General features: G+C 65.1%; 26 protein-coding genes. 14 read left to right on the top strand and 12 right to left on the bottom strand.

Annotated features, from left to right (window positions below; all coding sequences use genetic code 11):
• Window positions 1-135: 135 nt before the first annotated feature.
• Together K408_RS0101330 and K408_RS0101325 are read left to right on the top strand one after the other, a co-directional pair.
• Complete coding sequence (locus K408_RS0101330) at window positions 136-1,800, top strand: L-lactate permease (RefSeq protein WP_024337512.1); 1,665 nt, start codon at window positions 136-138, stop codon at window positions 1,798-1,800.
• A gap of 130 nt (window positions 1,801-1,930) precedes the next feature.
• Complete coding sequence (locus tag K408_RS0101325; RefSeq protein ID WP_024337513.1) at window positions 1,931-2,329, top strand: META domain-containing protein; 399 nt, start codon at window positions 1,931-1,933, stop codon at window positions 2,327-2,329.
• A 54-nt stretch (window positions 2,330-2,383) separates the two neighbouring features.
• Here K408_RS0101325 and K408_RS0101320 read toward each other — a convergent pair whose 3' ends face one another.
• The 3 genes from K408_RS0101320 to K408_RS0101310 all read right to left on the bottom strand — a co-directional run bounded on the left by K408_RS0101320 (window position 2,384) and on the right by K408_RS0101310 (window position 5,845).
• A complete protein-coding gene (locus tag K408_RS0101320) occupies window positions 2,384-3,595 on the bottom strand; it encodes a hypothetical protein (RefSeq protein WP_024337514.1) in 1,212 nt (403 codons plus the stop codon).
• Window positions 3,596-3,739: 144 nt separating this feature from the next.
• Window positions 3,740-5,371, bottom strand: coding sequence for a chaperonin GroEL (gene groL, locus K408_RS0101315; RefSeq protein ID WP_024337515.1), 1,632 nt, complete (start codon window positions 5,369-5,371; stop codon window positions 3,740-3,742).
• Window positions 5,372-5,548: 177 nt separating this feature from the next.
• A complete protein-coding gene (locus K408_RS0101310) occupies window positions 5,549-5,845 on the bottom strand; it encodes a co-chaperone GroES (protein ID WP_008544107.1) in 297 nt (98 codons plus the stop codon).
• Window positions 5,846-6,161: 316 nt separating this feature from the next.
• Between K408_RS0101310 and K408_RS0101305 the strand changes: the two genes are divergently transcribed.
• Window positions 6,162-6,683: a hypothetical protein gene (locus K408_RS0101305; protein WP_024337516.1), complete on the top strand. Its 522-nt coding sequence runs from the start codon at window positions 6,162-6,164 to the stop codon at window positions 6,681-6,683.
• Window positions 6,684-6,791: 108 nt separating this feature from the next.
• On the opposite strand, the gene K408_RS0101300 is transcribed toward K408_RS0101305, so the two are convergent.
• Window positions 6,792-7,577, bottom strand: coding sequence for a protein phosphatase CheZ (locus tag K408_RS0101300; RefSeq protein ID WP_024337517.1), 786 nt, complete (start codon window positions 7,575-7,577; stop codon window positions 6,792-6,794).
• A gap of 314 nt (window positions 7,578-7,891) precedes the next feature.
• Here K408_RS0101300 and K408_RS0101295 point away from each other — a divergent pair, with 314 nt between their 5' ends.
• Window positions 7,892-8,719 (top strand): L,D-transpeptidase, encoded by an 828-nt coding sequence (locus tag K408_RS0101295; protein WP_024337518.1) that lies wholly within the window; start codon window positions 7,892-7,894, stop codon window positions 8,717-8,719.
• A gap of 72 nt (window positions 8,720-8,791) precedes the next feature.
• Here the strand turns inward: K408_RS0101295 and K408_RS0101290 are convergent, their stop codons facing one another.
• The 6 genes from K408_RS0101290 to K408_RS43245 form a co-directional block, all read right to left on the bottom strand.
• Window positions 8,792-9,601 carry a DUF2076 domain-containing protein gene (locus K408_RS0101290; RefSeq protein WP_024337519.1) on the bottom strand — a complete coding sequence of 270 codons (810 nt, stop codon included), beginning with the start codon at window positions 9,599-9,601 and terminating at the stop codon, window positions 8,792-8,794.
• Between the two features lie 113 nt (window positions 9,602-9,714).
• The gene (locus K408_RS0101285; protein ID WP_024337520.1) at window positions 9,715-10,560 is read right to left on the bottom strand and encodes a ChbG/HpnK family deacetylase; all 846 of its coding nucleotides are present in this window, start codon (window positions 10,558-10,560) and stop codon (window positions 9,715-9,717) included.
• On the bottom strand, window positions 10,557-11,618 hold the full coding sequence (locus K408_RS0101280) for a glycosyltransferase family 2 protein (RefSeq protein WP_024337521.1): 1,062 nt from the start codon (window positions 11,616-11,618) through the stop codon (window positions 10,557-10,559). Before K408_RS0101280 ends, K408_RS0101285 begins: the two co-directional genes overlap by 4 nt.
• 83 nt (window positions 11,619-11,701) lie before the next feature.
• The gene (gene hisG, locus K408_RS0101275) at window positions 11,702-12,679 is read right to left on the bottom strand and encodes an ATP phosphoribosyltransferase (protein ID WP_024337522.1); all 978 of its coding nucleotides are present in this window, start codon (window positions 12,677-12,679) and stop codon (window positions 11,702-11,704) included.
• Between the two features lie 3 nt (window positions 12,680-12,682).
• Complete coding sequence (locus K408_RS0101270) at window positions 12,683-13,831, bottom strand: ATP phosphoribosyltransferase regulatory subunit (protein ID WP_024337523.1); 1,149 nt, start codon at window positions 13,829-13,831, stop codon at window positions 12,683-12,685.
• 247 nt (window positions 13,832-14,078) lie between these two features.
• Window positions 14,079-14,510, bottom strand: a complete 432-nt coding sequence (locus K408_RS43245) for a hypothetical protein (RefSeq protein ID WP_245265872.1) — start codon at window positions 14,508-14,510, stop codon at window positions 14,079-14,081.
• Window positions 14,511-14,582: 72 nt separating this feature from the next.
• Between K408_RS43245 and K408_RS0101260 the strand changes: the two genes are divergently transcribed.
• The gene (locus K408_RS0101260; protein ID WP_024337525.1) at window positions 14,583-15,089 is read left to right on the top strand and encodes a hypothetical protein; all 507 of its coding nucleotides are present in this window, start codon (window positions 14,583-14,585) and stop codon (window positions 15,087-15,089) included.
• A gap of 10 nt (window positions 15,090-15,099) precedes the next feature.
• The gene (locus K408_RS0101255) at window positions 15,100-16,110 is read left to right on the top strand and encodes a helix-turn-helix domain-containing protein (protein ID WP_024337526.1); all 1,011 of its coding nucleotides are present in this window, start codon (window positions 15,100-15,102) and stop codon (window positions 16,108-16,110) included.
• Here the strand turns inward: K408_RS0101255 and K408_RS0101250 are convergent.
• Window positions 16,107-16,862 (bottom strand): 16S rRNA (uracil(1498)-N(3))-methyltransferase, encoded by a 756-nt coding sequence (locus K408_RS0101250; RefSeq protein ID WP_024337527.1) that lies wholly within the window; start codon window positions 16,860-16,862, stop codon window positions 16,107-16,109. The genes K408_RS0101255 and K408_RS0101250 overlap by 4 nt on opposite strands.
• A 210-nt stretch (window positions 16,863-17,072) precedes the next feature.
• Between K408_RS0101250 and K408_RS0101245 the strand changes: the two genes are divergently transcribed.
• On the top strand, window positions 17,073-17,735 hold the full coding sequence (locus K408_RS0101245) for a hypothetical protein (protein WP_024337528.1): 663 nt from the start codon (window positions 17,073-17,075) through the stop codon (window positions 17,733-17,735).
• Entirely contained in the window at window positions 17,732-18,664 is a 933-nt protein-coding gene (gene ubiA, locus K408_RS0101240; protein ID WP_024337529.1) for a 4-hydroxybenzoate octaprenyltransferase, read from the top strand. Before K408_RS0101245 ends, ubiA begins: the two co-directional genes overlap by 4 nt.
• Window positions 18,665-18,770: 106 nt before the next feature.
• Here ubiA and K408_RS0101235 read toward each other — a convergent pair whose 3' ends face one another.
• A complete protein-coding gene (locus K408_RS0101235; protein WP_024337530.1) occupies window positions 18,771-19,289 on the bottom strand; it encodes a DUF6101 family protein in 519 nt (172 codons plus the stop codon).
• A 263-nt stretch (window positions 19,290-19,552) separates the two neighbouring features.
• Between K408_RS0101235 and K408_RS0101230 the strand changes: the two genes are divergently transcribed.
• The 6 genes from K408_RS0101230 to lpxK all read left to right on the top strand — a co-directional run bounded on the left by K408_RS0101230 (window position 19,553) and on the right by lpxK (window position 25,099).
• Window positions 19,553-20,956: a TldD/PmbA family protein gene (locus K408_RS0101230; RefSeq protein ID WP_024337531.1), complete on the top strand. Its 1,404-nt coding sequence runs from the start codon at window positions 19,553-19,555 to the stop codon at window positions 20,954-20,956.
• The gene (locus tag K408_RS0101225; RefSeq protein ID WP_024337532.1) at window positions 20,943-21,761 is read left to right on the top strand and encodes a 3'(2'),5'-bisphosphate nucleotidase CysQ; all 819 of its coding nucleotides are present in this window, start codon (window positions 20,943-20,945) and stop codon (window positions 21,759-21,761) included. Before K408_RS0101230 ends, K408_RS0101225 begins: the two co-directional genes overlap by 14 nt.
• 61 nt (window positions 21,762-21,822) lie before the next feature.
• A complete protein-coding gene (locus K408_RS0101220; protein WP_024337533.1) occupies window positions 21,823-22,065 on the top strand; it encodes a DUF4170 domain-containing protein in 243 nt (80 codons plus the stop codon).
• Window positions 22,062-22,781, top strand: a complete 720-nt coding sequence (locus tag K408_RS0101215; protein WP_024337534.1) for a lysophospholipid acyltransferase family protein — start codon at window positions 22,062-22,064, stop codon at window positions 22,779-22,781. Before K408_RS0101220 ends, K408_RS0101215 begins: the two co-directional genes overlap by 4 nt.
• On the top strand, window positions 22,744-24,090 hold the full coding sequence (locus K408_RS0101210; protein ID WP_024337535.1) for a 3-deoxy-D-manno-octulosonic acid transferase: 1,347 nt from the start codon (window positions 22,744-22,746) through the stop codon (window positions 24,088-24,090). Before K408_RS0101215 ends, K408_RS0101210 begins: the two co-directional genes overlap by 38 nt.
• A complete protein-coding gene (gene lpxK, locus K408_RS0101205; protein ID WP_024337536.1) occupies window positions 24,083-25,099 on the top strand; it encodes a tetraacyldisaccharide 4'-kinase in 1,017 nt (338 codons plus the stop codon). The genes K408_RS0101210 and lpxK overlap by 8 nt, the downstream gene beginning before the upstream one ends.
• The last annotated feature ends 30 nt before the right edge of the window (window positions 25,100-25,129 follow it).

Raw genomic sequence — 25,129 nt, 5'->3', positions numbered from 1 at the left:
CGAGCTTGTGAGCGGGCGGGAACCGCCGCGTTCGCGAGGAATTTGCGTCCAGCTCAGGCTTTATCGCTTCAGCTTCAAGCAGGATCGGCTCTCCACGCGGGCCGCCTGCCACAAACATGCGTGGGGAGAAAGACCATGTGGAATCAAGTCTATGATCCGCTGAACAGCCCGGTGCTGTCGACGATCGCGGCGGCGGTGCCCGTCGTCACGTTGCTGGTGCTGATCGCGAGCGGGCGCGTCCAGGCGCATATCGCGGCCATTATTGCCGTGATCGTGGCAAACCTGATCACGATCTTCGTCTTCACCATGCCTGCGAACATGTCGATCCGCGCCTCGGTGCTGGGCGTCGTGACCGGTTTCTTTCCCATCGGCTGGATCGTTCTCAACGTCATCTTTCTCTACCAGGTGACGGTGGCCACCGGGCGCTTCGAGCTTTTGAAGCGCGCGGTCGGTGGTGTCACCGAGGACCGGCGGCTGCAATTATTGCTGATCGCCTTCTCGTTCGGCGCATTTTTCGAGGGCGCCTCGGGCTTCGGCACGCCGGTCGCGATCACCGGCGCGGTCCTGATCGGTCTCGGCTTCTCGCCACTCGCAGCTTCCGGCCTGTCGCTGATCGCCAACACCGCCCCGGTCGCCTATGGCGCTCTGGGTACGCCGATCCAGGGCCTCTCCTCCGTCACCGGGATCGATCCTTACATCCTCGGTGCGATGGTTGGCCGGCAATTGCCGGTCTTCTCGCTGATCGTGCCGTTCTGGGTGGTGTGGGCATTCGCGGGCTGGAAGGGCATGAAGGACGTCTGGCCGGCGATCTTCGTTACCGGCATATCGTTTGCCGTCCCGCAATTCGTGATCTCGAACTACATCAATCCCTGGATCGTCGACATCGGCGCGTCGCTGATCTCGATGGGCGCACTGATCCTGTTCCTGAAGGTGTGGCAGCCGAAGCAGCTCTGGCTGTCGCCGGCGTTGCGCGGCAATGATGAATCGGCCGCCACCATGGCGGCGGCAAGGCCGCTCGACAAGACGCCGCTGACGCAGAGCGAGCTGTTCAGCGCGCTGCTGCCTTGGATCATCGTCTGCATCGTGATGCTGATCTGGGGCAACGGTGGCTTCAAGGCGTGGGCGAACTCGATCTTCGTCTGGAACTACCCCGTGCCCGAGCTGCACCAGATGATCAACAAGATGCCGCCGGTTGCGCCGGGCCCGACGAAAGAGAGTGCGGTGTTCGCCTTCACCTACTTGTCCTTCACCGGCACGGGCATGCTGATCGCTGCGATCATCGCAGGCATCCTGATGGGGGTCGGTCCCGGCAAGCTGGCGGCCGAGTATGGCCGCACCATCCGGCTGTGCGCGATCTCGCTGATCACGATCTCGGCGATGCTGGCGATAGGCACGCTGACGCGCCTGTCCGGCGTCGACGCCACGCTCGGCCTCGCCTTCGCGGCGACCGGCGTGCTCTATCCCTTCTTCGGCACGCTGCTCGGCTGGCTCGGCGTGGCGCTGACGGGATCGGACACCGCCTCCAACGTGCTGTTCGGAAACCTGCAGAAGATCACCTCCGAGCAGCTTGGCCTGTCGCCGGTGCTGATGGCGGCGGCGAACTCCTCCGGCGGCGTCATGGGCAAAATGATTGATGCGCAATCGATCGTGGTCGCCTCCACCGCCACCAACTGGTACGGCCATGAGGGCACTATCCTGCGCTTCGTGTTCTGGCACTCGATCGTGCTGGCGTGCCTCGTCGGCGTGCTCGTGACGCTGCAGGCCTATGTCTGGCCGTTCACGGAGCTGGTGCTGAAGTAGGATCGATGTCGCTGACGACGCAAATCCCCGCGAGGTTCCCCTCGCGGGGATCTTTGCATCTGCGCGAACCTTCTCAAGGAGGCGGCCGTCTTATAGAAGGTGCCGCGAATCAGGTCGGTCCAGGGGTTTCATGGTTTCGCTCAAACGATTGATGTGTGCCGCGGTTGCAATGCTCGCGATGTCCACATTCGCGCGTGCCCAGGAGGGGTTTCCGTTCGGTACCGAAATGACGCTGGAAGCGCTGCCGCAAGCCGGCTCGAAGCGGATTCCGAACATCGAGATCGGCGACCATGGCGAGGTCGTGCTGGAGCTTTGGTGCAAGGGCGGCAAGGGGCAGTTCTCGGTCGCCGGTAACACCGTGATCTTCGTTCCCGGGCAGATCCAGGACCGTTCCTGCCCGCCCGCCCGGGCCCGGGCCGACGACGAGCTCGTGGCAGCGCTCGGCAGCGTCGAGACCTGGACGCGCCAGGGCGACGTGCTCACGCTGATCGGCCCGAAACCGCTGCGTTTTCGCACGACGGGGAATTGACCGTCAGGTCCTTCCGGGTTCGACGCCTGAGGCGTCGCCCCGGAATAGACTACGTCACTTCCACACCGACTTGTCCGCGTCCCAGTGCTGGCCCTTCAGCTCCCGGGCAAGCGCCTCGATCGACCCGTTGTCCTCGGGAAGATCGCCTTCTTCGTCCAGGCTCGCGTCGTCGGACAGATTGAGTTTGGCGCCGCCGCTCTCGTCGGCAGTCGTGGTGGCGGGACTGCCGATCCAGAGCATGAGCTTGTCGGTGGAGCCCGGCTTGTCCGGCGATACGAGCCCTGCGACCTCGATCGTGTCGGTGAGCTCGAGCGCCGGAAAATCCTGATTGGGCCGCTTGAACACCAGCTTGAGCTTGCCCGTTGCGGGATCGAAGTCCTGCGAGACCGGCTTTGCGGCGAGTGTCCTGCTCAGCACGTTGGCCACCGCAGTCGCAAGCCTGGCCTTGTTGATCTTGTCGCCCTCGCGCCAGTCCGCCGCGGGGAAGCGGATGGTCCGGTCCATCTCGGTCATGCCCGCGGTCCAACCTGCCGCCGTGACGCCCGGCATCGCCTTGAACTTGGCCAGCAGCGCGCCCGCACGCTCTGGATCGACCGACATGTTGATGGTCTGCTCGCCCGCGCGCAGTGCATCGCAGCCGACGCTGAGGCTCGCCAGCGTCACCTCGACCTCCTGGCCCTTCAGGCTCTTCAGGAAGTCCGTCGCAGCGTCGAGCTTGACCCTGACCGCAATCGCTTCCGGAGAAACGTCCGTGAAGTCCTTCGGCTGGGAGGTGATGCCGTCGTCGGAGGTCTGGTTGTCCAGGAATTCCCTTTCGCTGAGGTCGGAATTGTCGGGCGATGTGACCTCGGTCACGGCCTGGCCGATCGAGATCTGGCCGCGGAATTCAAACGTGTCGCCGGACTGCTTGCGCGTCAGCTTGACGCTGACCGGCGACTTCTCGCCAAGGCTCTGCGTCGTTCCGGTCAACGTCTGCCCCGCGACCTGGAGATTGACGACGAAGCGGTCCTTGCGGTCGGAATTCCTGGCGATCGGGTAACAGACATCGAGCACCGCCGCGGTGACATTCTTGCCCTGGCGCGTCTCTTTCAGGATCACGTCGGCATTGCCGTCCATCAGTCCGTCGATGGAGGTGAAATAGCGCGTCTCGGTTCCGCCCGGTGCTGTCGCCTTCGGCGACAGCTTCATCTGGGCAGGGGCCCGATCCGGCCAAACGGCGAGCAGGGCCGCCACGACGGCCGTCGAACAAACCAGAAGCGCACGCATCGATGAAATCCTCGCGCAATCGAATCGGCGCGCCACCGTAGTGGGTTTTGGCCGCTGGTTGAATCGGAAAGCGAAAGGGGAAGGTCGGCAAAAAAGAAGGCCGCCCGGAGGCGGCCTTCGCAATCAATGTCGTGGGGTGGAGGCTTAGAAGCCACCCATCCCGCCGCCGGCGGGCATGGCGGGCGGCGCGTCCTTCTTCGGCGTTTCGGCGACCATGGCTTCGGTGGTCACCAAGAGGCCGGCCACGGAGGAGGCGTCCTGCAGCGCGGTGCGAACCACCTTGGCGGGATCGATGATGCCCTTCTCGACCATGTCGACATAGTCCTCGTTCTGGGCGTCGAAGCCGAAAGTCTCGGACTTGTTCTCCAGGATCTTGCCGACGACGATCGAGCCCTCCACGCCGGCGTTCTCGGAGATCTGGCGGATCGGGGCTTCCAGCGCCTTCAGCACGATGTTGATGCCGGCCTGGACGTCGTCATTGGCGTTGGTGAGACGGCCCACGGCCTTCTTGGCGCGGAGCAGCGCGACGCCGCCGCCGGGGACGATGCCTTCCTGCACCGCGGCGCGGGTGGCGTTGAGCGCGTCCTCGACGCGGTCCTTCTTCTCCTTGACCTCGATCTCGGTGGCGCCGCCGACGCGGATCACCGCGACGCCGCCGGCGAGCTTGGCGAGGCGCTCCTGGAGCTTCTCGCGGTCGTAGTCCGAGGTGGTCTCCTCGATCTGGGCCTTGATCTGGCCGACCCGGGCCTCGATGTCGGGCTTCTTGCCGGCGCCGTTGACGATCGTGGTGTTCTCCTTGTCGATCACCACCTTCTTGGCGCGGCCGAGCATCTTCACCGTGACGTTCTCGAGCTTGATGCCGAGCTCCTCGGAGATCAGCTGGCCGCCGGTGAGGATCGCGATGTCCTCCAGCATGGCCTTGCGGCGGTCGCCGAAGCCCGGCGCCTTGACGGCGGCGACCTTGAGGCCGCCACGCAGGCGGTTGACGACCAGGGTGGCCAGCGCCTCGCCCTCGACGTCCTCGGCGATGATGACGAGCGGCTTGCCCGACTGCACCACCGCTTCGAGCACGGGCAGCATGGCCTGGAGGCCCGAGAGCTTCTTCTCATGCAGGAGGATGTAGGCGTCCTCGAGCTCGGCGGTCATCTTCTCGGGGTTGGTGACGAAGTAGGGTGAGAGATAGCCGCGGTCGAACTTCATGCCCTCGACGATGTCCACCTCGGTCTCGAGCGACTTGTTCTCCTCGACGGTGATGACGCCCTCGTTGCCGACCTTCTGCATGGCCTGGGCGATCATCTTGCCGATGGCGGCATCGCCGTTGGCCGAAATGGTGCCGACCTGGGCGACCTCGGAAGAGGAGGCGACCGGCTTGGCGCGCTTCTCGATGTCCTTGATCACGGCGGCGACGGCGGAGTCGATGCCGCGCTTGAGGTCCATCGGGTTCATGCCGGCCGCAACTGCCTTGGCGCCCTCCCGCACGATGGCCTGGGCCAGCACGGTCGCGGTGGTGGTGCCGTCGCCGGCGAGGTCGTTGGTCTTGGAGGCGACCTCACGCACCATCTGGGCGCCCATGTTCTCGAACTTGTCCTCGAGCTCGATTTCCTTGGCGACGGTGACGCCGTCCTTGGTGATGCGGGGCGCGCCGAACGACTTCTCGATGACGACGTTGCGGCCCTTCGGGCCGAGCGTCACCTTGACGGCGTTGGCGAGAATGTCGACGCCGCGCAGCATGCGATCGCGCGCGTCTCCGGAGAATTTGACGTCTTTGGCAGCCATCTCTCAATCCCTCGTGTTCGTGATGTGTCTTGCCGCTTCTTCTTCGTCATTGCCGGGCTTGACCCGGCAATCCATCATCTTGCGAAACGTGCTGGACGCCCGGGTCGTCTAGCGCGAACACGCGCTTCTGCCCGGGCATGACGAGACGATATTCAGCGGCCGTTCAGGCGAATGGCCCTAGGCCAGCACGCCCATGATGTCCGACTCCTTCATGATCAGGAGCTCTTCGTTGTCGATCTTGACCTCGGTGCCCGACCACTTGCCGAACAGCACGCGGTCGCCGACCTTGAGGTCGATCGGGATCAGCTTGCCAGTCTCGTCCCGGCCGCCGGGGCCGACGGCGACGATTTCGCCCTGGGAGGGCTTTTCCTTGGCAGTGTCGGGGATGATGATGCCGCCCTTGGTCTTTTCCTCGGCGTCGATACGTTTGACCACGACACGGTCATGCAGCGGACGAAATTTGGATTTAGCCATGACGTTTCCCTTTGGAGGCTCGCTTAGGAAATAGTGGAAGTCGGTGGGGCGGCGCTTCCGTCCACCCTCTCATCGAGAATCGAACGGCGCGCTTAGCAATCGGGCTTTCCGAGTGCTAATAGTGGGCCCGGAAATATGGCTTGGCCGCGATCCTGTCAAGCAAAGGTGGTTAAGCGGTTGTTGAGGCGGATATAGGATGGTGGCATTGGAAACTCGTTCGGGGTGTCGGCGTACAGAAGGACGTCATTGCTCCGGCAGCAGTTTTGCGCTTGGCTGCGGGAGGGGTGCGGCCATGGTCTTGTTCGGGGGGAATGCCATGATCAGTTCGGCTCACGCGCGCACGGTTGCCAATCTGGCCGCCGCCTCTTGTCTGGCGCTGCTGCTGGGAGCCTGCGGCGGCGGCTTCAACCTGCCGTCCTTGACGTCCTCCCCGCCGCCGCCCGAAGCCGAGCCCGGCGTGGCTCCGGAAATGCCCGCCACCATCCGCGCCGACGAGATCGTCGGCCGCTGGGGCCTCGCCTCGTTCCAGAACCCCGCCGACCGTGCTCGCACAGAAGCCGCCGCGCGCGCCCAATGCAAGAACCCCTACGTGATCACCGCCGGCTCCTCCGGCGGCGTCATCATGCATCTCGCCGACCAGGCGACGCCGCAGGAACTGCGGCTCAAGGGCTCTCCGAGCGGCAAGAACTACATCGGTCCCGCCGGTCCGACCCCCGGCGACCAGGACCGCGAGATCATCTCCTTCGACGGCCGCGTCCTGATCACCCGCTTCATCGACAAGGACGCCGCCACCCGCTACGGCAACATGGTCTACGTCCGCTGCGCGCCCCGGGCGTGAGGTGGCCTCCGGCCTAACCCCTCGTCATTGCTTCGCTCCTCGCAATGACGAGAAACAAAAACGCCGGTCCCAGGACCGGCGTTTTGCTTTTTCCGTATCCGCGACCGCTCAGTCGAACAGCGCGTCGATGTCGTCCTGCGAGGCGTGGCCGACGTCGCCGGCGAGCTTCGGGCCATTGAGCAGCTTCTCGTCGTCGCTGCGGTTGTCGACCTGCGCAGGCACATGGGCCTTGATCGCGTCGACGCCGCCCCAGATGTCCATCATCGCATTGATGTGCTGCTCGATGAACTTCATGGTGTTCATGACCTTGCTGATGCGCTGGCCGGTCAGGTCCTGGAAGTTGCAGGCTTCGAAGATCGAGATGACGCGTTCCTGGATGTCGTCGGCGAGCCGCTTCTGCTGATCGGCCGAGTCGACCTTGGACATCGCGCTGGCGGCCTGGTCGATCGATTCCGCGGCCTCGAGGATCTGCTGGGTCGCCTGCTCGGTGCCCCCGACCACCGCGCCGAGCTCGCCATTGACCTTGGCCATCTCCCCGCCGTCGAAGCTCTTGCCGTGCAACGTTGCGATTTCGCGCTTGGTGCGATCGATGGCGTCGTGGATGAGGTCGAGCTCGACCTTCAGCTTCTCGCACTGCTCGATCTGCGCTCGGTAGGTGTCGAGCATGGCACGCGCTTCGGCGAGCTCGTGAGCCGTCGAGGCGTCGATCGCCGCCATGGCTGCGCTGCCGGACAGCGGAGCCGCGGCGAGGCCCTTCGCCATCTGTGCGCGGATCGCACGCAGCTCGGCCATGATCTCGCTATGCATCGGGAGTACCTCTTCAGTCACGTCTAGAACGGGCATCTCGCCAGCAACGATATCCTCGACACGAAAACGCTTGCGGTGAACAGCCATCAGGATACTCCCCCCACCTCACTCACGCGTCTTTGTAGGCAGAAGCGATTTAACACGAAGTTCACAGCCGGAACCGCTCGGCGGCTTCGCGCGACGCTGCGCAAGCGGCGATTAACCATGGACGCGCGACGTTCATGGAAAATAAACGCTGATTGCCAAATTGCGCCGTCGCTCGCGACGTGGTGAATCCAAACGCTCGTTCCGTTTACCAAACAAAACGGCTTTTGCCTTTTATTGACCACGTCGCGGGCGCCGATCAGCCAGGCACCGTCTACGGGGTGTGTGATCTAGACGAAACAGTACAGAGTACGTCGATGTTCAAAAAAATGTCTGTCGCGCTGCTCGGCAGCGCTTGTACCTTCATTGCCGGCGTGAACGAAGCCGGCGCCTTCGACAACAGCGTGCCGAACGATCCGCCTGCGGTGCTCTACGCGCCGCGGGTGCCGCCAGCGCCGGTGCGCGTCGCTTCAAATTCGAACCTGGGCGGCGGCTTCATCGAGTTTCTGTTCGGCGACGGCCCCGGACGCGGTCCGGCTTACGCGCCCGAGCGACCGGTATATCAGCAGCAGCCGGCTTACTACGATCAGCGCCGCCTGCCGCCGATGGGCGAGCCGCAGATGCAGGGTGAATATCAGCAAGGCGCAATTCAGCAAGGCGCGCTGCAGCAGGACGCCGTCGACCCGCGGCAGCGTCCGTTCGATCCGAAATTCGAGAAACAACTTGTTGACTATAACGGCAAGGAAAGTCCCGGCACGATCGTGGTCGACACGCCGAACAAGTTCCTCTACCTCGTCGAGGGCAACGGCAGGGCGATGCGCTACGGCATCGGCGTCGGCCGTCCTGGCTTCACCTGGTCCGGCGTGAAATCGATTACGGCCAAGCGCGAATGGCCGGCATGGACGCCGCCGGCCGAAATGCTCGCGCGCCGGCCCGATCTGCCCAGGCACATGGAAGGCGGCCCGGACAATCCGCTCGGCGCCCGCGCGATGTATCTCGGCTCGACGCTCTATCGCATTCACGGCTCCAACGAGCCCTGGACCATCGGCACCAACGTCTCCTCCGGCTGCATCCGCATGCGCAACGAGGACGTCATCGACCTCTACGGCCGCGTCAGTGTCGGCACCAAGGTCGTGGTGTTGTGATCGCGCGAGGTTCGAAATGAAAACGGCCGCCACTTGGGCGGCCGTCTTTGCTTGCGCCACTATCGGGCGACGTCACGCGTAATCGCTGCCGCCGTCGTCGTCGCCGAAATCGCCGTCGTCGGCCATGTCCATGTTGTCGTCGTGATCGTCGTAGCTCTGGTTGTTGTCGTTGTGCCGATCGTCGTTCGACGCCTGATCGAACAAGCCCTGGCGGGAATCGCGGTTCGAGCCGATGTCATTGAGGCCGGCATCGCGCGCCAGCGATCCGCCGGACTGGTCGCCGCCGCCGCCCCAGGGGCTCCCACCAGCGCTGCGGTCGCCGAGAGCATTGCTGTCGCCAAAGCCCTGTTGATGCGATCCACCCATCATGCCGCGGATGCTGGAGAGCAGCAGCGAGCCGCCGACGACGCCGGCCGCGGCCGCCGCCGCCGTACCTAGGAACGAGCCGCCGCCACCGCCCGCGGGCGGGGCGCCAAAACCTTGTCCCGGACCTTGGCCATAAGGCGCGCCGTAGCCCGGCTGGGCCTGCTGCATCGCCTGGCCGCTATTCCATGTCGGGCGCTGCTCGCGCGGCGGCACGTTCGGCACCGAGCCACGTGAGGGTGCCCCGCCGAACAGCGTATCGCGCATGGTGTCGAGGAAGCCGCCGGACTGGGCAGGGTCCGGCGCCTGAGCGGATTCGAGCTCCTGGATGCGATTATGCGCGCGCTTGAGCGCTTCGTCCTGCAGCAGCGTGGTCTGCACCAGCGCATAGACGGCGCCGGGAGCCTTGCGCAGGCCATCGGAGATCGCGGCGACCGCATCGGGATCGCGCGGTGCATTTTCCAGCTTTGAAAGCCGGTCAAAAAGGTCGTCGACGAGCTGGCGTTCCTGCGGCGTCATGATCTCTCTCCTTCGCGCAAACCAAGCGCGCAGGAGATGTAGGGTTCCATTATGGCCCCAACAGTGTCGCCCGGATTAAATTTCCGTATGCGACAAGCTGTCGTTGCGCCGGCTCATCCCAATGTCACCTTGCTGTCCGCCAGCAGGCGCGGGAAGGCGTCGCCGGCGAGATAGGCATGTTCGCGTTCACGCACGTCCGTCATCGGGTCGAGGCTGGCGAGGACGTCATCGACGAACCCGGGATGGCACATCACGAGACCGCCGTCGGGGAGGCCTTCCAGGAACTGCCGCATCAGCGCGCCGAAATCGGCGGCGCGCGTAAAATCATAGGCGCCGGCGAAGCCGGGATTGAAGCTGAGGCCTGCGTTGCCGGCGCGGCGGCGGAATTGCGCGCTGAGACTGTCGAGCACCAGAGCCTTGGGGGACGCCAGCCGCTGCCTGAGCGGTAGATCGCGGCCGCCCTGACGCACCCAGGCGTTCGGCACAGCCTCAACGACCGCATCGACAAAGCCGTCGCGCACCTGCGGGTAGAGCTGCACGTGCTGGTGACCGTCGACGAAATCGGGTGCGCGCCCGAACGCGTCCATGAAGGCTGCCAGCTGCGACTTGACCTCGTTGCGGACGAATTCGCGGTCGAGCCGCCGCAGGAGGCCCGCGCGCAGCAGCTTCGGGAACGGCATGAACATGTCGCCGTCGAGCGGACGGAAGTGCATCGTCAATGGCCGGAACGGCGCCGACAGCGTCACATGCAACCCGATCGCACAGCGCGGGCTGGTCTCGGCCGCGGATTGAAGCGCTTCGACGTCGCTGCGTGCGATCGCCGGCCCCACCATCATCACCGAGGTGGCGTTGAGGCGGCCGCGTTCGATCAGGTCACGGATGCCGCGATTGACGCCCGGGCTGATGCCGTAATCGTCCGCGCAGAGCCAGATCCGCCGCAGGTCCGCGGCCGCGCTCATTCGGCCGCCGTCCTGCTCGCCGCGTCCCGGCTTGAGGCGTCCTGGGCCTTGTCGGCCTCGGAGTGCTTTTCGCTGTGTTCGGCGACGAAGTAGATCGGCCGCGCCTTCAGCTCGGAGAGGATCTTGCCGATATATTCGCCGACGATGCCGATCATGATGAGCTGCACGCCGCCGATGGTCATCAGGCCGATCACGAGCGAGGGATAGCCGGGCACCTGCTTGCCGGTCGTGAGCACCTCCCAGAGGATCGAAAGGCCGAACAGGAAGGCACCTCCGGCGAGAATGACGCCGAACAGGCTGGCGAAGCGCAGCGGTGCCACCGAGAACGAGGTCAGGCCCTCGATCGAGAGGCCGAGCAGGCTTGCGGCGTTGAAGGTGGTGACGCCATGGGCGCGCGCCGCGGGTTCATAGTCTACGCGGATCTGGCGGAAGCCGATCCAGCTGGCGAGGCCCTTGAAGAAACGGTTGCGCTCCGGCAGCTGCCTGAGCGCAGCGACCGCGCGCGGCGACAGCAGGCGGAAATCGCCGGCGTCCTCGGGAATCTTCTGGCGAGCACCCCAATTGATCAGCGCGTAGAAGCCGTGCACCGCGACCCGCCGCAAGAAAGGCTCGTTGTCGCGATGCGCCTTGGCGGTGTAGACGACGTCATAGCCGTCGTCGATCCAGTGCCGCACCAGCTGCTCGACCAGTGCCGGCGGGTGCTGGCCGTCACCGTCCATGAACATGACGGCACCGAGCCGGGCATGGTCGAGGCCCGCCATCAGCGCGGCCTCCTTGCCGAAATTGCGCGACAGCGACACCACCTGGACATCGATCGCGTCCGCGGGCAACGATCGCGCGATCGCCAGCGTCGCATCCTTGCTGCCATCGTCGACATAGACGACCTCGCAGGAGAGGCGATAGCGTTGCCGCAGGGTCTTGGCGAGATCGCAGATGCGCTGATGCAAGGCCGATAGACCCGCCGCCTCGTTGTAGACGGGGATGACGATCGACAGCCCCTTCGCTGCGGCGCTCGCTGCGGTGGTCGTCATGCCGGAAACGTCAGAGCCCAGCGTCATCGATCAAGGTTCCAGAGGTGTTAGATCTTCTCAACAGCATATGGTAGCTGCCATTTGCTGTCGCTATGCTGAACGAACCTGGCTCAACGTCCCAGAAACGCCTCGAGCTTCGCGAACAGCGGGTTCTCCCGGTCGAATACGTAGTCGAGCGATCCCACCGAGACGGTCTCGGCGCCATGCTCCCGCAGGAAGGTCGCCAGCGCATAAAGCTGCCCTGGTGGGCAGTGCAGCGTCAGCATCCCTGACGAAGTCGGTCCGCCAAAAGGAGCTTCGACGCCGAACCGGCTGTGGGCCTCGCCCAGCAGGGCGGCATCGCACTGCCGGAAGCGGGTCCGGACCTCGCGGTACTTGTTGGCCCGCGCCCGCGCTGCGATGTGATCGAGGATGACACGGGCTGTCTCTCGCGCCTGCGGCGACCAGTCGGCATCCTTCGACGCCACGAGATTGGCCTGGCTGCGCAGGATCACGCCGTCGTCGAGCACCCGCAAGCCGTTGGCGGCGAGAGTCGCGCCGGTCGTGGTGATATCGACGATCAGCTCGGCGCTGCCAGCCGCCGGTGCGCCTTCGGTCGCGCCCGCGCTTTCGACGATGCGGTAATCGGTGATGCCGTGGGTCTGGAAGAACGTACGGGTCAGATTGACGAACTTGGTCGCGACCCGCATCCGCATGTGATGCTGCTCGCGGAAGCCGGTGGTGACGTCATCGAGGTCGGCCATGGTGCGGACGTCGATCCAGGCCTGCGGCACCGCGACGACCACGTCGGCATAGCCGAAGCCGAGCCCCTCGATCAGCGACACGCGCCTGTCGGCATCGGCGATGGTCTCGCGCACCAGATCCTCGCCGGTGACCCCGAGATGCGCGAAGCCGCGCGACAATTGCGATGCGATTTCGCTCGCGGAGAGATAGGCGACCTCGACATTGTCGAGGCCCGCAATCGTGCCGCGGTAGTCGCGGGCGCCGCCGGCCTTCGACAGCTTGAGTCCCGCACGGGCGAAAAAGGCCTCGGCGTTCTCCTGCAAACGGCCCTTGGAAGGAACGGCCAGAACGAATGGCGCGCTCATGACTTAAGCTCCCACCTTGCGGCCGATCTTCGTCAGCGCGTCAACCCAGACCGAGAAGCCGACGGCGGGAATCGGCTCGGCGGAGCCGAGCTGGGTCATCAGCCCGTCATAGCGGCCGCCGGCGATGAGCGGCTCGGCGCCGTTGCCCCTGTGATGAAGCTCGAACTCGAAGCCGGTGTAATAATCGAGGCCGCGCCCGAACGCCGTCGAAAAGCGCGTTTGCTTCACGTCGATGCCACGCGCGGCCATGAAGCCGACGCGGCTCTCGAACTGGTCGATCGCAGCATCGAGATCGAGCTTTGCATCCGCGGTCAGCGCGCGCAACTCGGCGATCGCGTCGTCGGGATTGCCTGCAACGCCCAAGAAGCGCTTGAGCACGACGATCGCCTCGCGCGGCAGGGCGCCGCCCTTCAGCGTGGATTGCTCGAGGAAGCGATCGGCGATCTCGGCCGTGGTGCGGCCGCCAACATTGGTGGTGCCGGCGATCGACATCAGATCGGTGACGAAGGCGAGTGCCGCCTTGCGGTCAGAGCCGGCGAGCGCCGCCAGCACGCCCTGGTATTCGCTGCGGGTCGCCGTGGTCGCGGCCGCCAGCCGCTCCAGATCCTGCTCCAGGCTGACCTTGCGGTTGAAATCCTTGACCAGGCGGCGGCGCCAGACCGGATACAGGTCGAGCGCGTCGAGCAGCGCATTGAACAGCGCGACGTCGCCGGTGCGGATCTCCACATCGCGGACGCCGAAGGCGGCGGTCGCCTCCAGCGCCAGCGCAAGCATCTCGGCATCGGCCGCGGCGCGGTCCTGGCGGGCGAACGATTCGATGCCGGCGTGCAGGAACTCGGAGGGCTGGCCGCTACGGTAGCGAAACACCGGGCCGAGATAGCTGAACCCGGCCGGCTGGCCGGCACGGCCAGAGGCGAGATAGTCGCGCGCAACCGGGATGGTGAGGTCCGGGCGCAGGCAGAGCTCTGCGCCGGAGAGGTCGGTGGTGAGATAAAGGCTCTTGCGGATGTCCTCGCCGGAGAGGTCCAGGAACAGCTCGGCCGGTTGCAGGATCGCCGGCTCGGCCCTGACATAGCCGGCCTGCGCGAACGACAAGAGCAGCGTTTCCGCCCAGGCGGAGCCGGCAGCATTTGAGGTGGCAGTCGCGGTCATCTCTGGGGTCCATCGGCCCGGCGAACCGGGCAGGGCAAGGCAGGCAAGCGGGTTCGCGCAGCCCCTTAGCATGGCCCGGAAGCGGTTTCGACCTCCAAAGGATCAATCGCTTAACAAGTCGGGAGCGCTGCCGGACTGCCGACAGCGCATGAAATAGGCACTGTTTGGACTTCCACTCCTGGTATTTTGATACCCTGCCTCGCGTCGAGTTTCGCCGCGAGGCGAGGCGGAAGAGAGGATCGGCTTTTCATTCGGTCGGGACGGGAACGTCTCTGGCCGGGTCCGCGGATGATGCATCAGTCGCGGCAAACGCCGACGCTGTCGCGGTGGATTCGGCTTCTTCCGCAAGATGCTCGGCGAGTTCGAGTACCCTCTGCCTCCTGCGGGGGGTTGTGAGCCGGAGAAACGTTTTGATGAGCCGCAGCGCCTCGAACTGCCTCGCGCTCAACAGAACATCTTCGTTCATAGCCATCTCTTTCATCGCCACCTTGAGGCCGATCGCACTGCCGAAACGCTTGGATGCGTGCTCGCGCACCAAAGTCATGGCGGCAATCGGTTCGACAGAGACGCCGAACATCCAGCATTCACACCTCGCGAACGCGTCGGCAAACGAGGGCTGATTGCGCCCAAGGCCGAGCGTCACAATGAGAAATCGAAGACCGCTGGCAAGTCGTCGCATACTCATTTTGGGTATGGCCGGTGATCCGTTCGCCATAGCCATCGTTTACAACATCAATGTTGGTTCCGATTCATGCGCAATGCTTCAGACATCATCCGGACGGTCTCGCGGCATACGCTGGCCTATATGCTGTTCTCGATGAGCGAGTTGTTCCGGCATTACGACGAGTTTGATCCGCTGGATCTTCTTATCGTTCATGCGGTTCTGAACGCGAATGTCATCCATGTAATGAACGATCCCGTCTTGGACGAGAAATTCTCCAGCATTCATGCCGTCGAGCCGGATGTGATCAAGCAGGGGGTCTCGCGTGCGGCACTCTCCCGCTTTCTCAGCCTTCCGCTCGAGACGGTTCGCCGTCGCGTGACGGGCCTGAAGAGGCGGAAGATTCTTGAAGAGACCAAAGCCGGGCTGATCGTGACCGAGCAGAACGCATTCAGGTTTGGAAACAACCACGAACTGCAGAAGACCAACATGCTGCTGCTGATGAAGCTGCTTCGCGACCTCAAGCGTGCCGGCATCAACGGGCCGGATGATCTGCGTGCCTCCAAGAGCGCCACATCGGCAAAGAAGGCAAAGTAAGCGGCACGGCATGGATCAAGGCCATCTCGATACTGCGCGCCACGGAGCGCAAAATCTGGCCACGGACCTATTGATGTCCTTCCAGGGACTCAAGCCTTCGTCGTCCCTCGAGCTCAGGGCGTATGACATCGACCATTTCGGCGAGACCGAGAGATATGCCGGCGCATCCAGCATGCCGCTGTCGGTCGGGACGACGGCCATCATGCGGGCCCGGCTCAGCTTGCCGAGCCTGACCCTGTCTCTGGTAAGAACCTTTCCGCGGATCATTCGCGGCTATCAATTGACCAGTGCCGCCGCCTTCGTCGTGCCGATGGATAACGTGACCTCGGCCCGCATCAACGGCCAACCGATGGGCAGTTCTATCGTCATTCTGAAGGGTACCTCTGATTGCGTGGTGTATGAGCCTGAGGGCCGCCTGATGGCTGTCGTGTATTTCGCTCCGCCCCAGCGCGAGCCCTGGGCGCAACTGACTGATGGCTATCATCTGGTGAATCCGGCATCGGAAGTACTCGTCTCGCTGCGCCGTCTGATCTCTGTCACGCTGGAAATCGCGGCTCATGACCCGGACTTCCTGAACCAGCCGATGTCATTGACGGCCGTCGAGCAGTCCCTGCTCGGCACGATGGAAGCTGCGCTTTGCACCGGCGTAAGCGGCGGACCTGTGTCGTCCGCGACGGAGGGCTATCGGCGGATCGTCGCGGAGATGGAAAGGCTGATCCGGCAAGATCTGACGGTCTGGCACAAGACGACCGAACTGGCCAACCAGGTCGGCGTGTCCGTTCGCACTCTCCAGAGCGCGACACGGGCCATCTGCGGCATGAGCCCGCACCGCTATAGCCGAATCCTGCGACTCTGGTCGGTGCGCAAGCAACTGCGCAGCGGTCCGGCGCGGCGCAGTGTGAAGGCCTGCGCGATTGCACATGGCTTCCGGCATCTGAGCGAGTTTGCGGCGAGCTACAGGGCAGCCTTCGGGGAACTGCCGTCCGAGACCCTGCACCGCGCGATGCGGGAAACGATCTAGCCGCTACCACCGCGCCAATCGCCCAGCACCGCCTGCACCAGCGCCAGGGCGGCCACTGCGGCGGTGTCGGCCCGCATGATCCGCGGGCCCAGCGCCAGCCGCAGGATCTTGGGCTGCCGCAGCAGCAGGGCCCGCTCTTCCTCGGCAAAGCCGCCTTCGGGGCCGATCAGCACGTCGATACCTTCGGCGGCGTCGTGGGCGCCTTGCAGGCTCTGAACGGGATCTTGGACCTCCGTCGCCTCATCGCAGAAGATCAGCAAGCGACCCGCCGGGCGCTGGCTTAGGAAGCGCTCCAGCGGGACCGGCTCGGCAACGGCGGCGATGCTGAGGATCCCGCATTGCTCGGCGGCCTCGACGACATTGGCGCGCATGCGCTCGGTATTGACGCGGGAGGCCTGGGTAAACCGGGTCAGGACTGGTTGCAGGGCGGCGGCCCCCATCTCGATGGCCTTCTGCACCATGTAGTCCAGTCGGGCATGCTTGAGTGGGGCAAAGACATAGGTGAGGTCGGCGAGTCGGTCCTGGGGCCGGGTCTGCTGAAGGATCACCAGGGCATCCGGCCGCTTGCGGCCCTCGATGGCGGCCTGCCATTCGCCGTCGCGGCCGTTGAAGGCCAGGACCGCGGCTCCGGCGGCAAGCCGCAGCACGTTGCCCAGATAATTGCTCTGGTCGCGGTCGAGCGGCACCCGGGCGTCCTGCACGAGGGGGGCGTCGACGAACAGGCGGGGGGCGCGAAAATCGTGGGAGGGCATCGTCAAAGGTCCGACTTGGCGCCGTTCTTAACCGAAATCGGGGCTTCTGGGGGTAAATATCGCCGAATTGATGCGTCCCCGCGCCGCGCTCTTGCCCTATTCAACGGGTTGTTAAGGCCCGGCGGGAATCGTAAAAACGCGAACACGCTGGTTGCGCTTCAATTGGAAAGACGCCGAGTCCCGTAAGCTCCTGCCGGAGAGACTGTCTTCATGATCCGTCATCTGATGGTTCCGATCATCGCCGCCCTGGTCTCCGTGGGGGCCTCCGGCGCTTATGCGCAAAGCGCGTTCCCGGCGCCGCTGCCCAATCAGGCCGCCGCCAATTCCCCGTTTCCCCCCGTCAACGGTTCGGCACCGACCGCTTCAGTCGGCGCGGCGCCGCAATCGTCCTTTCCCGTGAACGGCGCCGCCCCAATCGGCGGCCCCGGCGCCTTCAGCGCGGCTCCGCCGACGCAGGCTGGTCCCGGCGATGACTGCATGAAGGCCTTCGCTCCTCTGCGCGAGGAAGCCGAGAAGCGCGGCAAGCTGATCAAGGCTGCGAGCGACCGCCGCGCACCGCCCGACGAGGCCTGCAAGCTGATCCGCAACTTCAGCCAGGCTGAAGTGAAGATGATCAAATACATCGAGGCCAACGCCGCGAAGTGCGGAATCCCGCCGCAGATCGGCGCGCAGATGAAGGACGGCCACAAGAACACCGAGGCCATGGCGACCAAGGTCTGCAACGTTGCGCAGCAGATGCAGCAGCAACAGGCGCGTCCTGCCGGGCCCTCGCTGAGCGAGGTGCTGGGCTCGGGCTCCGCGCCGGAAGCCAATGCCAGCAGGAAGGGCGGCAGCACCTTCGATACGCTCAACGGAAACGTCCTGACCCGATGAGCGACTCATCCGCCCGCGTTGCCGATTCCACCGGCAACTGGGTCGATACTATCGCGCCGCACTGGTCGCGGCCCTATCTGCGCTTGTCCCGCTTCGACCGTCCGATCGGCTCCTGGCTTCTCTTGATGCCATGCTGGTGGTCGGCGGCGCTCGCCGCCGGCATGGCGCACGACGTTCGCGACCTGCCCCTCACCATCTTGCTGTTCTTCATCGGCGCCTTCGTCATGCGCGGGGCGGGCTGCACGTGGAACGACATCACCGACCGCGATCTCGACGACAAGGTCGAGCGCACGCGCTCGCGACCGCTGCCGTCGGGGCAGGTGACCACGAGACAGGCGCTGGTCTTCATGGTCGCCCAAGCCCTGATCGGCCTCGTGGTGTTGCTGCAGTTCAACCGCTTTGCGATTCTGACCGGCATCGCCTCGCTTTTGATCGTCGCGATCTACCCCTTCATGAAGCGGATCACCTGGTGGCCGCAGATCGTGCTTGGCCTCGCCTTTTCCTGGGGCGCCCTGATGGGGTTCGCGGTCACCTTCGGACGCATCGACCTGACCGCGCTCGTGCTCTATGCCGGCGCCATTTCCTGGGTAATCGGCTACGACACGATCTACGCACATCAGGACGCCGAGGACGATGCGCTGATCGGCATCAAGTCGACCGCGCGCCTTTTCGGCGCGCATACGCATCAGGCGCTGATCCTGTTCTATGGTCTCGCGGTAATGCTGATCGGTGTCGCGCTGGCCTCTGGAGATGCAGGCTGGCCGGCCTGGCTCGGGCTTGCCGCCTTCGCCGTACATCTGGCATCGCAGATCATGCGCTTGAGGATCGACGATCCCGAACTGTGCCTGCGCCTGTTCAAGTCGAACCGCGATGCAGGTCTGCTGCTGTTCGCGGGATTGCTGGCGGATGCGGTCATGCAGGCCGCGTAGCGCATTGCGCAGGGCGGATTGGCCAAGCGCAATCCACCACTGTTTCCATCGACGGAAGCAGAAGAGGCGGGTTACGCCTTTGGCTACCCACCCTGCAAGACCAAACTCAATTCCGCGCGATGATCTCGCGCTCGCCGCGATGAACGGACAGCTCGCGGGCGATGCCGGCACGCCGGCGCATCAAGAATTTCGGGCGCCGGGCGCGGATCGCGTTGGCGCGGCGGCGGCGCGCTGCGGGCTTGCGAGCGCCTTCGTCGAGCTGGGGCAGCGCGAAGAGCTCGCTCCAGATCGCCCAGGCCTCGGCGATCTCGTCAGCATCGGCGCCGACCAGCAGCGGGATGGACAGTGAGGGATCGCGATGCACGAGCACGAGCGTCCGCGCTTCGTCATTGCCACGCAATGCGACGCCGGTGAAGTCGGCGACGCGCACGTTGATCGCCATCTGCATGCCGCGAACGGCACGGCGCAGCACGACACGCTCGCGATGAAGCTCGATTTGCCTGGTGTATCCGTCGGCGCGCGGATCATGCGCATCGAAGCGGACCGGAAGGGAAAGAGGGTCGAGCCGCAGGAAGCGGCTCGACCCGGCGGGAGCGATCCCGCATGTTGCTGTTTGACGCCTCACGGCTTGGTTCTCCCCGCCGGGATTATGTTCCCGGTCGATGCGAGGACCTTATCGCGCCGCTTTCCGAAACCGCTTAAAAAGGCTGGTTAACCTACCGTCACTGCTACTCATGATTGACAAGACCTTGGCGCGCATGATTGACGAGACGTTGCGCCGAAGTCGCGAATCTGAGCTTTTGGCGGGCTGAAAATGCTTGAAGTCCACGCGATCAGGGCACATCTGTGGGTTCCGGTCCCGAACCCCGCCCCAACAGGATTTCGTTCGTGAACTCTTCACCAAGCTCGACGCCTTCGACCCAAAAAACGTCGCAGGCCAATCGCGACCTGTTCGATCAGTCCGCACTTTCCGATCTCGCGCAGCGGCTGGTCGAGGCGGCCAGGCGCGCCGGTGCGGATGCGGCCGATGCGGTCGCGGTGCGGGGCGTCTCGCAGGGCGTCGAGGTTCGCGACGGCCGGGTCGAGGAATCGGAGCGATCCGAGGGTGACGATGTCGGTCTGCGCGTGCTGGTCGGCCAGCGCCAGGCGGTGGTCTCCACCAACGACGTCAGCGGCGATGCCGTGACCAAGCTCGCCGAGCGTGCGGTCGCGATGGCGCGTGTCGCGCCCGACGACAAGTATGTCGGCCTCGCCGATCCCGCGCTGCTCGCGCGCGACTTCCCTGATCTCGACCTGCTCGATCCCGATCTGCCCACGACCGCCGAGCTCGAGCGTCGCGCGCTCGCGGCCGAAGCGGCGGCGCTCGGCGTAAAGGGCGTAACCAAGTCTGGCGGCGCTTCCGCATCCGCCGGCATCGGGGGCATGGTGCTCGTCACCTCCACCGGCTTCCACGGCTCCTATCTGCGCTCCAGCCAGGGCATCTCGGCCACCGCCATATCAGGCGAGGGCACCAGCATGGAGCGCGACTACGACTTCACCTCGGCGCCGCACGGCGCCGATCTGCTGTCCCCGGAGGTGGTCGGCCGTTCCGCCGGCGAGCGCACCGTGGCGCGCTACAATCCGCGCAAGGTCGAGACCTGCAAGGTGCCCGTGGTGTTCGATCCGCGCGTCGCAGGCTCGCTGGTCGGTCATCTGGTCGGCGCCATCAACGGCGCCTCGATCGCGCGCAAGACGAGCTTCTTGAAGGACAAGCTCGGCCAGCAGTTGTTCGCGAAGAACATCCGCATCGTCGATGATCCGCTGCGCCGGCGGGGCCTGCGCTCGCAGACCTTCGATGCCGAAGGCGTCGCGGTGAAGAGGGCGGCGCTGGTCGACGAGGGCGTGCTGACGACCTGGCTGCTCGATTGCGCCACCGCACGCGAACTCGGTCTCACCACCACCGGTCACGCCCATCGCGGCGTTTCCTCCTCGCCCTCGCCCGGTCCGTACAATCTGCATCTCGAGCCTGGCACGCCGACGCCGGCCGAGCTGATCTCCGACATCAAGCAGGGCTTCTACGTCACCGACCTGATCGGTTCAGGCGTCAACGGCGTCACCGGCGACTACAGCCGGGGCGCCTCCGGCTTCTGGATCGAAAACGGCGAGATCACCTATCCCGTCAGCGAAGTGACGATCGCCGGCCATTTGTTCGAGATCTTCAAGTCGATGCAGCCCGCGAACAATCTCGAGTTCCGGTACGGCATCAATGCGCCGACGGTGCGCATCGAGGGTTTGACGCTTGGCGGACGTTGACGCGCACGTACTGGACCTGACGATCCTGACGCGCGATGCGGCGCTGCTGAAGGACACGGTGAGGGAAGCGGGCGCGCTCGCGCAGTCGATGTTCCGCACCGAGCTGAGGAGGTGGACCAAGGGCGCATCCTCGCCGGTGTCGGAGGCCGACATCGCCGTCAACGACCTGCTCGAAGCGCGCCTTCGCACGGCCACTCCCGACTATGGCTGGCTGTCCGAAGAGAGCGCTGACGACGCTACGCGGCTGTCGCGGCGGCTGACATGGATCGTCGATCCCATCGACGGCACGCGCAATTATCTGGGGGGCCATGACGAATGGTGCGTCAGCGTCGCGCTGGTGGAGGACGCCTCGCCGGTGCTTGCCGCGGTGTTCGCACCGGCCAGCGACGAATTCTTCTTTGCAGTGCGCGGCCAGGGCACGACGCTCAACGACGAGCCGGTCAGCGCGACGGCCGGATCCGAACTCGACTTCGCCCGCGTCGCTGGCCCGAAGCCGCTGGTCGAGCGGCTGAAGCCGTCACTCGGCGACATCAAGCTGCATCGGCGAATCGGCTCGCTCGCGCTACGTCTGTGTCGGGTCGCCCATGGCGCGCTGGATGCGGCCTTTGCGGGGGGCAACAGCCATGATTGGGACCTTGCGGCGGCCGATTTGATCGTGCAGGAAGCGGATGGTAGAATGAGCGACCTCTCCGGAGAACCCATCCTCTATAACCGCCGGGAAGTGGCGCACGGGGTGCTGGTGGCAGCGGGACGCGATCGTCATGCGGGCATTGTCGCGCATTTTCGCAACCGTCCCTTGGCCTGAAGCGCTTCCGTCGTGCTTGTCGAACACTGCTTTGCCGGGCAGCCCGTTAGGAACAGAAGCCATGCCAGATAGCGCCCCGCAACAATTGCTTCATCTCGTCATCGGCGGCGAGCTCGTCGATCTCGAGCACAACACCTTCAAGAATCTGGATGACGTCGATATCGTCGGCCTCTATCCGAACTATGCCGCCGCCCATGCGGCCTGGCGCGCCAAGGCGCAGAGCACGGTCGACAACGCGCAGATGCGCTACTTCATCGTCCACCTGCATCGGCTGCTCGACCCGAATCAAGAACCGGCGCGTTGAAAAAACTGCTTCGCAATACGCTGCGAAGCAGCTGGTTTCAGCGTGCCGTCGGGGTCCTGGCGGCCGAGTATCTGCGTCTGGTCTGGCGGACCAACAAGTTCACGATCGATCCGCCTGATGTCTATGGACGCGTCGAGCCGCAGCTCCCCGCCATCTTCGCGTTCTGGCACGGCCAGCATTTCCTCACGCCCTTCATCAAGAACCAGGACAAGGCCTCCTATCGGGCCAAGGTCCTGATCTCCCGCCATCGCGACGGCGAGTTCAATGCGATCGCCGCCGAACGGCTCGGCATCGGCACCATCCGCGGCTCCGGCGACCACGGCGGGGCGTTCCATCGCAAGGGTGGTGTGGGTGCCTTCAAGGAAATGGTGCGGACGCTTCAGGCCGGTTGTAATGTCGCGCTGACCGCCGATGTCCCCAAGCGCTCGCGCGTGGCGGGGCTCGGCATTATCATGCTGGCAAGGGAATCGGGGCGGCCGATCATGCCTTTCGCGATGGCGACCAGCCGCTTCGTCCGGCTGAAGAACTGGGATCGCACCACCATCAATTTGCCGTTCGGGCGGGGCGCATTGGTCGGCATCAAGGAAATCCACGTTCCACCGGATGCCGATGCCGCCACGATGGAAGCGTTGCGGCAGGAGCTGGAGGACACGCTGAACGAGGCGACCCGGCGCGCCTATGCGCAGCTCGGCCGCCCGGGACCGGAAGATGCCTAAGTCGCTTCCCATTGCGCTGCCGATGACGCTGCGGATGTATCGGCGCCTGGCATCCGGCCTGGTTCCGCTCGCGCCTGCGCTGATCAAGCGGCGGCTGAAGCAGGGCAAGGAGGATCCCGCGCGCGTCGGCGAACGGCGGGGGCTTTCCCGGGACGTGCGGCCGCATGGTCCGCTGGTCTGGATCCACGGCGCCAGCGTCGGCGAGGTTCTGGCCGCGGCGGCGCTGATCGAACGACTGCGCGATCTCAATCTGCGCATCCTGCTCACCTCGGGCACGGTCACCTCGGCGGCGGTGGTGGCAAAGCGCTTTCCGCCCGACGTCATCCATCAATACGTGCCGTACGACTCGCCGCGCTATGTCGCGCGTTTCCTCGACCACTGGAAACCCTCCCTGGCGCTGTTCATCGAATCCGACCTGTGGCCGAACCTGATCCTCGCGGGCGCGGCGCGCCGGGTGCCTATGGTGCTGATCAACGGACGGATGTCGCCGCGATCCTTCCCACGCTGGCGGCGCATGCACGGCACCATCTCGGCACTGCTGTCGCGGTTCGACATTTGCCTTGCGCAGTCGAAGACCGATGCCGAGCGCTTTGCCGCGCTCGGCGGCCGCGACGTCGTCACCACGGGCAATCTGAAGCTCGATGTGCCGGCGCCCCCGGCCGATCCCGCCAAGCTCGAACGCTTGGCGGCGATGACGCGCGGGCGGCCGATCATCGTCGCTGCCTCGACCCATCCGGGCGAGGACGAGATGCTGGTCGCCGCGCATCGCAGCCTCTCCGGTTTCTTCCCGCAACTTCTCACCGTGATCGTGCCGCGGCATCCGGACCGCGGCTCCTCGATTGCAGGCCTGATCACGGCCTCGGGCCTGAAGCCCAGCCTGCGCTCGCGCGAGGAGCTGCCGACGGCCACGACCGACATCTATGTTGCCGACACGATGGGCGAGCTCGGCCTGTTCTATCGACTCTCGGGAGTCGTGTTCATGGGCGGATCGCTGGTCCGCCATGGCGGCCAGAATCCGATTGAGGCGATCAAGCTTGGCGCCGCGGTCGTGCATGGTCCGCACGTCTTCAACTTCAGCGACGTATATGAAGCGCTCGACAGCAGTGGCGGGGCGCGGCAGGCCGACACGCAGGAGGCCCTGGTCAAGCAGCTTGGCCTGCTGCTGGGCGAGCCGACGGTGCGCGAAAAGGTGCAGCGCGCAGGTGGCAACGTGGTCGAGCAGCTCGGCGGTGCGCTCGATCGCACCATGATCGCGCTCGAGCCGTATCTCCTGCAATTGCGGATCGAGATGGGGGCGGCCAATGCGTGAGCCGGCCTTTTGGTACCGGCCACGTTCCCCGCTATCGCTTGTCCTCCGTCCCCTGGGCGCGCTCTACGGTGCCATCACCGCATGGCGCATGCTGCGCCAAGGCGTGGACGCCGGCATTCCCGTGATCTGCGTCGGCAACTACCATGTCGGAGGCGCCGGCAAGACGCCGACGGTGCTTGCGCTGACGAAGCTGCTTCGCGAGCTCGGCGAGACGCCCGTGGTGCTCAGCCGCGGCTATGGCGGGCGCCTGGAGGGCCCGGTGATGGTCGATGGTGCACGACATACCGCGGCCGAGGTCGGCGACGAGCCCCTGATGATGGCGCGCGACGTCGCGGTTGTCGTGGCGCGCGATCGTCTCGATGGCGTCGCGCTGGCGAAATCGCGAGGCGCCACCGTGATCCTGATGGACGACGGTTTTCAGAACCCGCGCCTGCTCAAGGACGTCTCGCTGATCGTGATCGATAGCGAGCGCGGCCTCGGTAACGGCGAGGTGTTTCCCGCCGGTCCCTTGCGTGCGCCGCTGAAGGCCCAGCTTTCGCGCACCGATGCGCTGGTGCTGATCGGCGGCGGCAATGCCGCCAACGAGGTCGCCGCGGAGGTTGCGAAGCGCAACAAGCCCGAGCTGCGCGCCCGCCTGAAGCCCGATGCGACTTCGCTCGCGCAGCTGATCGGCAAGCGGGTCTTCGCCTTCGCCGGCATCGGCGATCCCGATCGCTTCTTCCGCACCCTTCGCGCCAGCGGCATCGATGTCGCCCATACGCGCGCATTCGCCGACCACCACATGTTCTCGATCGACGAGCTCGCTGCGCTCGCGGCGGAGGCGCGGCGCGAGCAGCTCACACTTGTCACGACGGAGAAGGATCTGGCGCGCTTGCGCGGCGGCGCGGGAGTGCCCGATGACATCGTGCCATTCGCCGTCCGGCTCGACTTCGATGATCCGGCCGCGCTCCGGAGATTGATCAGCGATCATCTCTACAAGGCGCGCGAACGAAGGTTCTCGAGGCCCTGATTTCGGACGGCTTGGCTCGCCATCCATCGT

Origin of the sequence: Bradyrhizobium sp. in8p8 (genome assembly GCF_000426845.1) — a bacterium.
In the GTDB taxonomy this organism is placed as follows: Bacteria; Pseudomonadota; Alphaproteobacteria; order Rhizobiales; family Xanthobacteraceae; genus Bradyrhizobium; species Bradyrhizobium japonicum_C.
Note: the sequence above shows the minus strand (reverse complement) of the source record. Positions and strands in the feature narration are given on the sequence as shown.